This window comes from Saccharothrix australiensis, assembly GCF_003634935.1.
GTDB lineage: Bacteria > Actinomycetota > Actinomycetes > Mycobacteriales > Pseudonocardiaceae > Actinosynnema > Actinosynnema australiense.
On record NZ_RBXO01000001.1, the window covers coordinates 2,777,731 to 2,791,364 of the forward strand.

A 13,634-nucleotide genomic window follows, 5' to 3' on the forward strand; every position below is an offset into this window, starting at 1 on the left:
GATGCTAACGGCCCGTTAGGGTGAGATCCGAACGGCGAAGCAACAGGAGGAAGCCGGTGCGAATCCGGCGCGGTCCCGCCACTGTCACCGGGTGCGAGCCCGGAAGTCAGGAACTCCGCCCGCCGTCCCCTACGACCTGGGGCGAGGACCCCCGAGGGATGGAGCCCGCACGTGATCCTGCTGTTGTCGACCTCCGACACCGACCTGCTGTCCGCCCGTTCCAGCGGCGCCGACTTCCGGCTGGGCAACCCCGCCCGGCTCGCCGCGGACGACCTGCCCGACCTGCTGGAGGGCGTCGACCTGGTGGTCGTGCGCATCCTGGGCGGGCGGCGGATGTGGGAGGAGGGGCTGGACCTGCTGCTGGCCGGTCCCCGTCCGGTGGTGGTGCTGGGCGGTGAGCAGAACCCCGACGCGCCGCTGATGGAGCTGTCGACGGTGCCGGGCGGCGTCTGCGCGGAGGCGCACGCCTACCTGGCGCACGGCGGTCCGGCGAACCTCGCCGAGCTGCATAAGTTCCTGTCGGACACGGTCCTGCTGACCGGCTTCGGGTTCGCGCCCCCGCGGCCCGCGCCGACGTGGGGCGTCCTGGAACGCCCGGCGCGGGCCGACCGGTCCGACGCCACCCGCGCGGACGGCGGCCGTTCCGGCGACGACCGCACCACCGACAGCGACACCACCGACAGCGACACCACCGGGAGCGCCACCACCGGCGGTCGCACCGCGGGCGGCTCCGACCGCGGTGAAGGCCCCGTGATCGCCGTCCTGTACTACCGGGCGCACCACGTCGCCGGCAACACCGCGTTCGTGCACGCCCTGTGCGACGCGATCGAGGCCAAGGGCGGGCGTCCGCTGCCGGTGTACTGCGCGTCGCTGCGCACGGCGGAGCCGGAACTGCTCGCCGAGCTGGCCAAGGCCGACGCGCTGGTCGTGACCGTGCTGGCGGCGGGCGGCACGAACCCCGCCACCGCCTCGGCGGGCGGCGACGACGACGCGTGGGACGTGGGCGCGCTCGCCGCGCTCGACATCCCGATCCTGCAAGGGCTCTGCCTCACCAGCAGCCGCGCGGCGTGGGACGAGAACGACGACGGCCTCTCCCCGCTGGACACCGCGACGCAGGTCGCGATCCCCGAGTTCGACGGCCGCATCATCACGGTCCCGTTCTCCTTCAAGGAGATCGACGAGGACGGGCTCACGGTCTACGTGGCCGACCCGGAACGCGCGCTGCGCGTCGCCGGCATCGCCGTCCGGCACGGCAGGCTGCGGCACATCCCGCCCGCCGAGCGCCGGGTCGCGGTGATGCTCTCGGCGTACCCGACCAAGCACTCCCGCATCGGCAACGCGGTCGGCCTGGACACCCCCGCCAGCGTCGTGCGGCTGCTCAAGGCCCTGCGGGACAACGGTTACGACATCGGCGACGACCTGCCCGGCGTGGCGAACCTGGACGGTGACGCCCTGATCCACGCGCTGATCGCGGCGGGCGGCCAGGACGCCGACTGGCTGACCGAGGAGCAGCTCCAGGGCAACCCCGTCCGCCTGCCCGCCGCCCGGTACCGCGAGTGGTACCGGACGCTGCCCGAGGACGCCCGCGCCGACATGGAGCAGCACTGGGGCGAGGCTCCCGGCGAGCTGTTCGTGGACCGCTCGAAGGACCCCGACGGCGAGATCGTGCTGGCCGCGCTGCGGTCGGGCAACGTCGTCGTGATGGTCCAGCCGCCGCGCGGCTTCGGTGAGAACCCGATCGCGATCTACCACGACCCCGACCTGCCGCCGAGCCACCACTACCTGGCCGCGTACCGGTGGCTGGAGGCCGAGTTCGGCGCGGACGCCGTGGTGCACGTCGGCAAGCACGGCAACCTGGAGTGGCTGCCCGGCAAGACGGTCGGCATGTCGGCGGGCTGCGGCCCGGACGCGGCGCTGGGCGACCTGCCGCTGATCTACCCGTTCCTGGTCAACGATCCGGGCGAGGGCACGCAGGCCAAGCGCCGCGCGCACGCCACCCTGGTCGACCACCTGGTGCCGCCGATGGCCCGCGCCGACAGCTACGGCGACATCGCGCGCCTGGAGCAGCTGCTGGACGAGCACGGCAACATCGCCGCGATGGACCCGGCCAAGCTGCCCGCCATCCGGGCGCAGATCTGGACGCTGATCCAGGCCGCGAAGCTCGACCACGACCTGGGCATCTCCGACCGGCCGCACGACGCCGAGTTCGACGAGCTGATCCTGCACGTCGACGGCTGGCTGTGCGAGGTCAAGGACGTGCAGATCCGCGACGGCCTGCACGTGCTCGGCGAGGCCCCGACCGGCGAGACGCGCGTCAACCTCGTCCTGTCGATCCTCCAGGCCAAGCAGGTCTGGGCGGGCCAGGTCGCCGCGCTGCCGGGGCTGCGGGAGGCGCTGGGCCTCGCCGACGACACCCGCGCGTCCACCGACGCCGTGGAGGCGCGGGCGCGGGCGCTGGTGCAGGCGATGGAGGAGGCCGACTGGGACCCGGCGGTCGCCCGGACGCTGACCGACTCCGAGGACGTGGCGCGCATCCTGGAGTTCGGCGCGCGCGAGGTCGTGCCGCGGCTGGCGCGCACCACCGACGAGATGACCAACGTGCTGCACGCGTTGAACGGCGGCTACGTGCCGGCGGGGCCGAGCGGTTCCCCGTTGCGCGGCTTGGTGAACGTGCTGCCGACGGGCCGCAACTTCTACTCCGTCGACCCGAAGGCCGTGCCGTCGAAGCTGGCCTGGGAGACCGGCCAGGCGATGGCCGACTCGCTGCTGGAGCGCTACCGCGCCGACACCGGCGAGTGGCCCGCGTCGGTCGGCCTGTCGGTGTGGGGCACCAGCGCCATGCGGACCGCCGGCGACGACATCGCGGAAGTGCTGGCCCTGCTGGGCGTGCGACCGGTGTGGGACGACCAGTCGCGGCGGGTGACCGGCCTGGAGGTCGTGCCCCTGGCCGAGCTGGGCCGACCGCGCGTCGACGTCACGGTGCGCATCAGCGGCTTCTTCCGCGATGCCTTCCCGCACGTGGTGGCGCTGCTCGACGACGCCGTCCAGCTCGTCTCCGGTCTCGACGAGCCCGCCGAGGACAACTTCGTCCGGGCGCACGCGGAGGCCGCGCTGGCGGAGCACGGCGACCGGCGGCGCGCCACCATGCGCATCTTCGGCTCCAAGCCGGGCGCGTACGGCGCGGGCCTGCTGCCGCTGATCGACAGCCGGAACTGGCGCGACGACGCCGACCTCGCCGAGGTGTACGCGGTGTGGGGCGGCTACGCGTACGGTCGCGAACTGGACGGCGTGGCGGCGCGGACGGACATGGAGAGCGCCTACAAGCGCATCGCCGTCGCGGCGAAGAACATCGACACGCGCGAGCACGACATCGCCGACTCGGACGACTACTTCCAGTACCACGGCGGCATGGTGGCGACCGTCCGGGCGCTGACCGGCAAGGCGCCCGCCGCCTACGTCGGCGACAGCACGCGGCCCGACGCGGTGCGCACCCGCACCCTGCACGAGGAGACCAACCGGATCTTCCGCGCACGGGTGGTGAACCCGCGCTGGCTGGCCGCGATGCGCAGGCACGGCTACAAGGGCGCGTTCGAACTCGCCGCGACCGTCGACTACCTGTTCGGCTACGACGCGACGACGGGCGTCGTCGCCGACTGGATGTACGAGCAGCTGACGGCCAGCTACGTGCTGGACCCGGAGAACCGGAAGTTCCTCTCCGAGTCGAACCCGTGGGCGCTGCACGGCATCGCGGAGCGCCTGCTGGAGGCGGCGGACCGGGGCCTGTGGGAGCACCCGGAGGCGCAGACGCTGGAGGCGCTGCGCGCGATCTACCTCGAAACCGAGGGCGACCTGGAGGACGGTCGCTGATCCGCCGCACCCCGAGTCGCAGCTGGAGGGCACCGAGGATGGAGCCGATGCGGTGCCGGCGGTTCGCCGTTGGCGACGCGGTCGCGGAGGGGGTCGCGCCGTGACCGGCGGCGCGGGCGACCCGCGCGGTGCACGCCGGGCGGGCGCCCGCCTGGAGGAGGTCGCGCGCGCGGCCGGGGTGTCCAAGTCGACCGTGTCACGGGTGATCAACGGCGAGCCGTACGTCAGCGCGAGGGCCCGCGCGGCGGTCCTCCAGGCCGTCGCGCGCCTCGGCTACCGCCCCAACCAGGCGGCCCGCGCGCTGGCGGGCAGCCGGGCGAACTCCGTCGCGCTGGTCGTCTCCGAGCGGGGCGGGCGGGTGCCGGCGGACCCGTTCCTCGCGGGCGTCCTGCGCGGCGTCCACGGGGAGCTGGCGCGCAGGCGGGTCGAGCTGGTGCTCGTGCTGAGCGGCGAGGACGACCCGCGGGACCTGGTGGACCGCCTGTGCGGCGGGCACGTGGACGGCGCGCTGGTGGTCGCGCCGCACGGGCGGGACCCGCTGCCGCGCGCCCTGCTCGACGCGGGCCTGCCCACCGTGGTCGGCGGCCGACCGCTGGGCGCGAGCGGTTTGTCCTATGTGGACTGCGACAACTTCGACGGCGCGCTGCGGGCCGCGCGGCGCCTGGTGTCGTCGGGGCGCGAGCGCGTCGCGACCATCGCCGGGCCGGCGGACACGGCGGCGGGCGTGGACCGGCTCTCCGGCTGGAAGCGCGGGCTGACGCGGGCCCGGCTGCCCGCGGACCTGGTGGCGCGCGGCGACTTCACGGCGGAGAGCGGGGCGGCGGCGATGGCGGAGCTGCTGGCGCGCGCGCCGGACCTGGACGCGGTGTTCGCCGGTTCCGACAGCATGGCCCTGGGCGCGTTGGCCACGTTGCGCGCGCACGGCCGGCGGGTGCCCGAGGACGTGGCCGTGGTCGGGTTCGACGACCTGGGTGCCGCGTCGACGGCCGTGCCGCCGCTGACGACGGTCCGGTCGGACGCGGTCGGGGTGGGTCGCGCCCTGACCCGGCGGCTGATGGCGGAACTGGCCGGGGAGCCCGACCTGCCGCCGTTCGTGCTGCTGCCCGCGCCGCTGGTGCCGCGCGCGAGCGCCTGACCCGCGCCGGACCGCCGACGCGGCGGGGGACCGCACCGCGGGGGACGCTGCCCGGTGTCACCGCGCTGCTCGACCCGCGCCACCCTCGCCGCGCTGCGCTGCCTGGCGCGCTAGTCGGGTGTGACGACGCGCTGAACGCTGTCGCGGAGCAGGGCTCGGCGTCGCTCGTGCAGCTCCGCGGGTTCCTGATCGCTGGCCGCGTAGACGTTGCTGACCGGTGACCATGCCATGGACATCGCGATGACCAGGGCCATCAGGTCGAACGGATCGCCGGATCGGACGGTGCCGGCGGTTTGCGCGTCGGTGATGGCGCGCAGTTTGGCGTCATCGAGGCGGTTGGCGTCGTCGACGAGGTGACCGGTCGGGCGTCGTTCCAGGCGTGCCCAGGTGGCCAGCCGGATCAGGTCGGGGCGACGGAGGTACTCGTCGTACAGGCGGACCGCCCAGCCCGCCAGATCAGCGGCGTCGATCGGGACGACGGTCATGATCCGTTCCAGGGAGCCGAGGAAGACCGCGTCGAACAGTCCCTCCTTGCTGCCGAAGTAGCCGTAGAGCTGGGCCTTGTTGGTGCGGGCGGCGACCACGATCCGTTCGATGCGTGCCCCTGCGATCCCGTACTGGGCGAACTCGCGGGTCGCCACCTCCACGATGCGCTGCCGCGTGGCGGCACCACGCGAGGTCAGGGGCTTGTCCGGCATGTCCCGCAGGTTAACAACAGACCGGTCGGTTGCCGCACGGTCGACGCTCGACTAGCTTGAAATAGACCGAACAGTCTGTCTATCTCAGGAGACGCCATGAGGACCACAGTGGGCTGGCAGGCCGACCGCGCCGGGATCGCGTTGCGGCGGGTGTCGTTCGAACGTCGGGAGCTGCGAGCCGACGACGTCGCGGTGCGGGTGGACTACTGCGGCGTCTGCCATTCCGATCTGCACGCCGTTCACGCCCGCACCGGCACGGAGAACGCGCCGCTGGTGCCGGGCCACGAGTTCACCGGGGTGGTGACCGACGTCGGGCGTGAGGTCACGCGGTTCGCTGTCGGCGACAGGGTTGCCGTCGGCAACATCGTCGACTCCTGCGGCGTGTGCGCCATGTGCCGACAGGGGCGGGAGAACTTCTGCTACGAGTTCCCGACCCTGACCTATGGCGGCACCGACCGCCACGACGGAACCGTCACACTGGGCGGTTACTCCCGCGAGTACGTCGTTCGCGACCGGTTCACCTACCCGCTCCCCGCAGGGCTCGACCCCGCAGCCGCGGCTCCTCTCCTGTGCGCGGGGATCACCGTCTGGGAGCCGCTACGGGCCCTCGGCGTCGGGCCTGGCACCCGGGTCGCGGTCGCCGGACTCGGTGGCCTCGGGCACCTCGCGGTCAAGCTCGCCGTCGCACTGGGTGCGGACACCGCGGTCATCAGTCGGTCGGCGGACAAGGCCGATGACGCCCGCCGCCTCGGCGCGCACGACGTGATCGTGTCCACGGACCGGCGACGGATGACCACCGCCCGGGACCGGTTCGACGTCGTCGTCGACACCATCGCCGTCCCCCACGACCTCACCCCCTACCTGCGGCTGGTCGCCCTGGACGGGACCCTCAGCAACGTCGGGTACCTCGGACCGGTCACCGTGGAGACCGTCGACCTGCTGGTCGGGCGCAAGAAGCTCAGCTCCGCGGGCAGCGGCGGCAGCCTCGGAACCGCCGCCATGTTGGAGTTCTGCGCCCGGCACGACGTCACCGCCGACATCGAGCTCGTGCCCTCGGCGCGCGTGAACGAAGCCCTCGACCGCCTGGAGCGCAACGACGTCCGCTACCGCTTCGTGCTCGACATGTCCGACCTGTCGTAGCCCGCACCACGTCCCGGTCATGGAGCGGAGCGCGCCGCTTCGACGGCACCGCACCGCCGGGCGGGACGGGGTGCGGTCAGCGCAGCCCGCGCTTGGCCTGCCGCCGCAGCTGCATGATGCGGGCCGCGCCCACCAGCGCCACCGTGATCGCGCCGCCGATGGCCGCGAACAGCAGCGCCACGCCCAGGGGCAGCGTGCTGGAGACGCCCAGGAAGTGGATCGTCGTGTCGTCGATGTTCTGGAGGATGAAGATCAGCAGGACGATCAGGACGGCGATCGACGCCAGGACCGCCACCCAGGTGCCGCTGATCCTCGTCGGCCTCGGCTTCCTCCGCCGGGTCCGGTCCGGCCCGTCGACCGGGACGGTCGCGGGTGGCGGACCGTCCGGGACCGGCGCGGTCGGGATCGCGTCGGTGCGGTCCTCGTCACGGGGAGTGGTCACGCCGTGATTATCTGCCCGTGCGGGTGGACCCGCCAGTGCAGCGGACGCCGCTCGCCCGGTCAGGCGCAGGGGTTTGGGCGCAGGGGTTTGGGCGCAGGGGTTTGGGCGCAGGGGTTTGGGCGCAGGGGGGCAGGCACAGGGGGTCAGGCGCAGGGGGTCAGGCACAGGGGGTCAGGCGCAGGGGGTCAGGCACAGGGCGGTCGGTAGTCGAGGCCGCCGAAGTAGCGCCGCCACTCGTCCTCGGAGATGGGCTCCTCCACGGTCTTGCACAGCTCCTTGACGGCCGTGTCGACGTCGAACGCCCACAACCGCGTCGTGCCGTCGGCGTTCGAGGTGACCACCGTGTCCGACGCCTCCGTGAACCCCGCGCCGTAGACCCCGTCCGTCGGTCCGCTGATCCGCCCGCGCTGGACCGGCCGCCGCCGGTCGGACAGGTCCCACAGCCGGACCGTGTCGTCCTTGCCCGCGCTGGCCAGCGCCTGCCCGTCCGAGCGGAAGCCCAGCGCCAGCACCTTGTCCGCGTGGCCGTCCGCGGTCGCGAGCCGCTTCGGCGCCCACGGGTTGGTCAGGTCGACCAGCCGGATGCGGCCGTTCGCGTCGGCCAGCGCGACGGTGTGGCCGCCGGGGTGCAGGGCCAGCGTCGAGACGTCCTCCCCGTCGTGCAGGAAGCCGATCTGCCGCGGCGCGCGCGGGTCGGCCAGGCTCCACAGCCGCACCGCGTTGTGGTTGTCGACCGTGGCCAGGACCGAGCCGTCCGCGTTGAACGCGAAGTCGTTGACGAACCGCGGGTGGTTCGGCAGCACGGACAGCAGGGCCGGCTCGGAGGGGGTCGAGGCGTCCCAGACCTTCACCTCGGTCGCGCCCTCCACCGTCACCAGCAACCGGCCGCCCGTCGGCGCGAACGCGATGCGGGTGACCGGGCCGGTGAAGGCGTGCACGGGCACCGGTTCGCGCGCGTCGGTCACGTCCCAGATGCGGGCGTCCGGGCTCTCCGCGGTGGTCGCGTACGCGCGGGCCTGGGTGACCACGAAGGAGGTCACCGAGTCGCGCGGGGTGAGCCGGCCGCCGAGCCGCTGGAAGACCCGGTCGTCGGCGATCACCGTGGTGCGCGCGACCGGCACCTGCGCGCCGTCCGGGCCCAGCACCGGCCCCGGCGCGGGCACCGACCGGCTGACCAGGTCGGGCGCGCCCGCCGCGTGCGCGCTGAGCACCCGGTCGCGCAGGTCGTCGGTGCTGCTCAGGTGGAAGGCCGCGATCAGCATCTGGTTGGCCAGGCCCCGCTGGTCGGCGTCGCGGAGGCTCTGCGCCTCGTTCGCGACGTAGCGCGCGACCGAGATGTTCCGCTCGGTCGCCGCCTGGTGCTGGGCGCGGAACGTCAGCACCACCGCGCCGCTCGCGAGGACCAGCAGCACCAGCAGCAGCGCGACCAGTTGGCGCAGCCGGCGGGTGTGGCGGTGCGCCTGCCTGCGCTCCAGGTCGCGGGCCGCGAGGCTCTCGGCCAGGAAGTCGCGTTCCCGCGTGCTGGTGCGCACGCCGTCGCGCTGCGCCCACTCCAGCGCCGTGTCCAGGCGGGAGCCCCGGTACAGGGCGTCCGGGTCGCGGCCGAGGGAGTCCCAGGTCGCGGCGGCCTCGGTGAGCTGGCGCAGGGTGCGCAGGCCGTCCCGGTCGGTGGCCAGCCAGTTGCGCAGCCGCGGCCACGAGCGGATCAGCGCCTCGTGGGCGATCTCGACCGTGTCCCGGTCCAGCGTGAGCAGGCGGGCGTGGGCCAGCCGGTCCAGCACGACGTCCACGTCGACGTCGGCGTCCAGTTCGGCGCGGGGCAGCCGGCGCTTGGTGTCCTCGGTGCCGTCGCCCAGTGCGGTGAGCCGCAGGAACACCTGGCGGGCCAGGACACGCTGGTGCTTCTCCAGGGACGTGAAGGTGCGCTCGGCGGTCTGCGCGATGGCGTGGTGGATGCCGCCGGCGGCCTCGTAGCCGGCCACGGTGAGGGTCGTGCCGCGCCGCCGGCGCCACGTCTCCAGCAGGGCGTGCGACATCAGCGGCAGGACGCCCGCCTGGCCGGTCGCGTCCGCGATCAGCCTGCTGACCAGGGCCGTCTCCACCGTGCAGGACGCCTTGACGGCGGGCTGCATGATCACCTGGCGCAGCTCCTCCGGACCCATCGGGCCCAGCAGGAGCTGGCCGTCGGCCAGCGCCTCGACCAGCTCGGGGTACTGGGCGCAGTGGCCGTAGAAGTCGGCGCGCACACCGAGGACGACCCGGCAGGGCGCGGTGAGCAGGGCGTCCACGAACTCGGCCCGCTGCCCGGCGTCCGGGCAGAGCGTGAAGACCTCTTCGAACTGGTCGACCACGATCAGGTCCTGGCCGAGGTCCAGCTTGTCCGGCCGCACGTCGACCTCGCCGGGCGTGGTCAGCACGGTCGGACCGGGCAGGCGCGGCACGAGGCCCGCCCGCAGCAGCGACGACTTGCCCGCGCCGGACGCGCCGAACACCGCCACGAACCGGCGGGACGCGATGCGGGCCTCCAGGTCCTCCAGGATGCGGTCGCGGCCGAAGAACCACTCGGCGTCCGCCGTGCCGTACGGCGCGAGGCCGGCGTAGGGCGGGTGCGCCTCGCCGGGCGCCGCCGGCGGCGTGGGCAGCACCTCCGCGGCGACCCGGCGCCAGCGGTCCTCCCACTCCGCCACGTCGCCCTCGCAGGCGCGCACGTAGGCCAGCGTCACCGCCAGGCTGGGCAGCTTCCGCCCGCCCGCCGCGTCGGACAGGGTCGTCGCCGAGTAGTGCGCGCGGGCCCCGAGCTGCCGGTAGCTGTGGCCGCCCGCCTTGTCGCGCAGCGACCTGAGGTCGGCCGCGAACTTGAGCAGCGGACTGTCACCGACGTCCAACGGGCGCTCTCCACGCGGCACCGGTTCACCCCCTGACCAGGTTCCCCGATTCTCCGCACCGTCCGGGGCGGCGTCCAGCCTGTCAGACGCGATCCCGCAGCGCGTCGGCCTCCGGCGACCGCATCCGGGTGAACAGCTCCAGGGCCGCCCGCCGGTACGCCGCGGCCAGGTCGGGTTCCGACCGCGCGGCGGCCACGCGGTCGAGCAGCAGCAGCGTGTGCGCCTCGCCCGGCCGGTGCCCGGTCGACCGGTGGATCTCCAGCGCCTCCCGCGCGTGCGCGTCGGCCGCCGCGGTGTTCCCGGCGGCCAGCTCGGCGCGGGCCAGCGCGGTCAGCGCCTTGCCCTCCACGACCCGGTAACCCGCCTTGCGCGCGATGGCCAGGGCTTCCTCGGCGCGGCCCTGCCCGATCAGCGCCTCGGCCGCCAGGAAGTCGTCGTCGGCCTCCCGCGCGAGCAGGGCGGCCTGCCGGTAGCAGTCCAGCGCGTCCGCCTCCTGCCCGGCGCGCCGGTGGATGTCGCCGAGCACGTGCAGCGCGCCCGCCTCGATGCGCCGCTCGCCGGTGTCCCTGGCCAGCATGAGCGACGTCCTGGCGTGCTCGTAGGCGGCGGGCAGGTCGCCCAGGTCGTTGTGGATGGCGGCCAGCGTGGTCAGGTTGCCCGCCTCGGCGACCCGCGCGCCGATCTCGCGGTGGATGCCCAGCGCCTCCGTGAGGTGCCGCAGCGCCTCGTCGGGCTCGCCCCGCGTGTGCCACAGCTCGCCGAGGTTGCCCAGCGCCAGCGCGATGCCCTGCGGCGCCTGCGACTGCCTGCGCAACCGGAGCGCCTGGGTGAAGTACTCGGTGGAGTCGGCGAGCCTGCCCAGCTGCCACGCGACGATCGCGAGGTTGTTCAGGCTCGCCATCTGGCCCGCGTGCAGGCCGTGCCGCCGGTCGATCTCCAGCGAGCGGGCGAAGTGCGCGGCGGCCTCCGCCAGGTGCCCGGACTGGCGGTGGATGCCGCCCAGGTTGTTGTGCGCGGACGCCTGGCCGGCGTGCCAGCCGCCCTCCTCGGCCAGGCGCAGGGCGGCGGTGGAGTGCTCGATCGCCCGCGCGTGCTCGCTGAGCAGGAAGTGCAGGTTGCCGAGGCTGAGTTCGGCGGACGCCCGCGCGGTCGGGTCGCCCTCGGCGGCGCGGCGGGCGGCGAGGGCGACGGTCAGCCAGTCGACGGTGGCCATGCGCAGCCAGAAGTAGCCGCGCAGCGCGTCGGCCAGCAGCCAGGCGTGCTCGGCGAGGTCGCCGCCCGCGTCGGCGGCGTGCAGCACGGCCGCGACGAGGTTCGCGCGCTCGGCGTCCAGCCACGCGGACGCCTGGGCCTCGTTCTCGAACAGCGGCTGCGGCGCGGGCCGGGGCAGGCGCGCCATGTCGGGGTAGAGCACGGCGGCGGCGGCCTCGGCGTGCGCGGTGTACCAGGCGTAGAGGCGGTGGCTCGCCCGGTCGCGGCGCTCGGGCGTCTCCTCGGCCCGCGCGCGTTCGCGGGCGTAGAGGCGGAGCAGGTCGTGGGTCGTGTACCGGTCGCCGTCGCGGTGCAGCAGGTGGGCGTCGGTCAGGGTGCCCAGCAGCTCCTCGGTGGCGGGCGGCGCGCCGCCGGTCGCCGCCACCGCCTCGTCGACCGTGAAGTCCTGGCCGGGTATGACGCCGAGCAGGCGGAACAGCCGGCGCGCCGGCGCGGGCAGCGCCGAGTAGGACAGGTCGAACGCGGCGCGCACCGCGGTGTCCTCGTCGGCGTGCAGCGCGGTGAGCCGGTTGCCGCGCCGCAGCTCGGCCACGTGGTCGGCGATCCGGCCGCCGGTGAAGTGCGCGGCGGTGATCCGCAACGCCAGCGGCAGGTGCGCGCACAGGTCCGCCAGCTCGGCGGTCGCGTCCGGCTCAGCCGCGGTGCGCTCCCGGCCGAGCAGGGTGGCCAGCAGGTCGACCGACTCGGCCGGGGTCAGCACGTCCAGCGCGATGCGCGCCGCGCCGTCCCTGGCCACCAGGCCGGCCAGGCGGTCCCGGCTGGTGACCACGACCAGGCCGCCGGACCCGCCGGGCAGCAGCGGGCGCACCTGGTCGCCCGCGGCGGCGTTGTCCAGCACCACCAGGACCGACCGGTCGGCCAGCGTGCTGCGGTACAGGGCGACCGCCTCGTCCAGGTCCGGCGGCACGCGCTCGGGCGGCACGCCCAGCGCGTGCAGGAAGCGGGACAGCACCTCCAGCGGTCGCCGGGGCGGCAGGGCGTCGTAGCCGCGCAGGTCGGCGTAGAGCTGGCCGTCGGGGAAGCGGTCGCGCGCCGCGTCGGCCCAGCGGACGGCCAGCGCGGTCTTGCCAACGCCCGCGGTGCCGGAGATCACCACGACCGTGCCGGAGCGGTCGCCGCGGGCGCGGTCGGCCAGGCGGTCCAGCTCGGCGAGCGCCCGCGCCCGCCCCGTGAACGACGGGACCGCGGCGGGGAGCTGGCGCGGGATCGCCGCGCTCGCCGGCGGGGGAGTGCGGTCCAGGGACCGGTCCGCGCGCAGGATCTCGACGTGCAGGCGGCGGAGGCCGGGCGACGGCTCGATGCCGAGCTGCGCGTCGAGCGTCTCGCGCAGGCGCTGGTAGGCGGCCAGCGCCTCGGCCTGCCGCCCCGTGCGGTAGAGCGCGAGCATCAGCTGGCCCCAGAGCCGCTCGCGCAGCGGGTGCTGGTCGGTGAGGGCGCGCAGCTCGCCCGCGACGTCCTGGCCGAGCGCGAGGCGGGCGTCGATGTTGTCCTCCACGACCGCCAGCCGCAGCTCCTCCAGCACGGTCACCCGGTGGTGCACGAGGGCGGGCACCGGCAACCCGTCCAGCACCGGTCCGCGCCACAGCCCGAGCGCCCTGGTGAACCGCTCGGTGGCGACGTCGAACCGCCGCTCGCGCGCGGCCTGCCTGCCCTCCTCGACCAGGTCCTCGAAGTGCGTGGCGTCCAGGTCGGCGCGGGCGACGTCGAGCACGTACCCGTCGGGCCGGGTGTCGATGGCGACGTCGGGCCGGAGCAGGCGGCGCAGGTCGGACAGGTAGGTCTTGAGGTTCGCGGCGGCCGAGCGGGGCAGCTCGTCCCACAGCGCGTCGGTCAGGGCGTCGGTCGAGGTCGGCGCGTCGCGCAGGAGCAGCACGGCGAGCAGGACGCGTTCCTTCCGCCGCGCCGGCAGCAGCAGCCGACCCCGGTCGTCGCGAACCTCCAGCGGACCCAGCACCCCGAAACGCACGGCACCCAGCGTAGTGATGCCGGTACACGGCGGTGTGTACCGGCATGTGTACCGGTGATCGAAATGCTGGTGGTCAAGGGGGAGTGCGCAGGGGGCGGTGACCAGGGGGCGCCGCCCCCTCGGCTGTCCGCACTGGTCACGCGCCGCGCCGGGGATGCGCCGCGCTGGTCTCGCGCGCCGCGCCGGGAATGCGTGCGCCGGGGTGCGTCAGGCCGCCGCGCCGGGGGTG

7 protein-coding genes and 1 riboswitch are annotated in these 13,634 nt (G+C 74.6%); of the genes, 3 read left to right on the plus strand and 4 right to left on the minus strand.

What is annotated here, in order from left to right; translation table 11 throughout:
- Position 1 precedes the first annotated feature (1 nt).
- A riboswitch (cobalamin riboswitch) is annotated at positions 2 to 135 on the plus strand.
- A 36-nt stretch (positions 136 to 171) separates the two neighbouring features.
- Together cobN and C8E97_RS12900 are read left to right on the plus strand one after the other, a co-directional pair.
- The gene (gene cobN, locus C8E97_RS12895; RefSeq protein ID WP_121005069.1) at positions 172 to 3,867 is read left to right on the plus strand and encodes a cobaltochelatase subunit CobN; all 3,696 of its coding nucleotides are present in this window, start codon (positions 172 to 174) and stop codon (positions 3,865 to 3,867) included.
- A 100-nt stretch (positions 3,868 to 3,967) separates the two neighbouring features.
- Positions 3,968 to 5,002, plus strand: a complete 1,035-nt coding sequence (locus C8E97_RS12900; protein WP_121005072.1) for a LacI family DNA-binding transcriptional regulator — start codon at positions 3,968 to 3,970, stop codon at positions 5,000 to 5,002.
- Positions 5,003 to 5,112: 110 nt separating this feature from the next.
- Here the strand turns inward: C8E97_RS12900 and C8E97_RS12905 are convergent, their stop codons facing one another.
- Positions 5,113 to 5,700, minus strand: a complete 588-nt coding sequence (locus C8E97_RS12905; protein ID WP_121005075.1) for a TetR/AcrR family transcriptional regulator — start codon at positions 5,698 to 5,700, stop codon at positions 5,113 to 5,115.
- 96 nt (positions 5,701 to 5,796) lie between these two features.
- Here C8E97_RS12905 and C8E97_RS12910 point away from each other — a divergent pair, with 96 nt between their 5' ends.
- On the plus strand, positions 5,797 to 6,840 hold the full coding sequence (locus C8E97_RS12910) for an NAD(P)-dependent alcohol dehydrogenase (RefSeq protein WP_121005078.1): 1,044 nt from the start codon (positions 5,797 to 5,799) through the stop codon (positions 6,838 to 6,840).
- Positions 6,841 to 6,916: 76 nt separating this feature from the next.
- Here C8E97_RS12910 and C8E97_RS12915 read toward each other — a convergent pair whose 3' ends face one another.
- The 3 genes from C8E97_RS12915 to C8E97_RS12930 form a co-directional block, all read right to left on the minus strand.
- Positions 6,917 to 7,282, minus strand: coding sequence for a LapA family protein (locus C8E97_RS12915; RefSeq protein ID WP_246018853.1), 366 nt, complete (start codon positions 7,280 to 7,282; stop codon positions 6,917 to 6,919).
- A gap of 185 nt (positions 7,283 to 7,467) precedes the next feature.
- Complete coding sequence (locus C8E97_RS12925) at positions 7,468 to 10,167, minus strand: nSTAND1 domain-containing NTPase (RefSeq protein ID WP_246018854.1); 2,700 nt, start codon at positions 10,165 to 10,167, stop codon at positions 7,468 to 7,470.
- Between the two features lie 82 nt (positions 10,168 to 10,249).
- Positions 10,250 to 13,405 (minus strand): AfsR/SARP family transcriptional regulator, encoded by a 3,156-nt coding sequence (locus C8E97_RS12930; protein ID WP_121005087.1) that lies wholly within the window; start codon positions 13,403 to 13,405, stop codon positions 10,250 to 10,252.
- Positions 13,406 to 13,634: the final 229 nt, after the last annotated feature.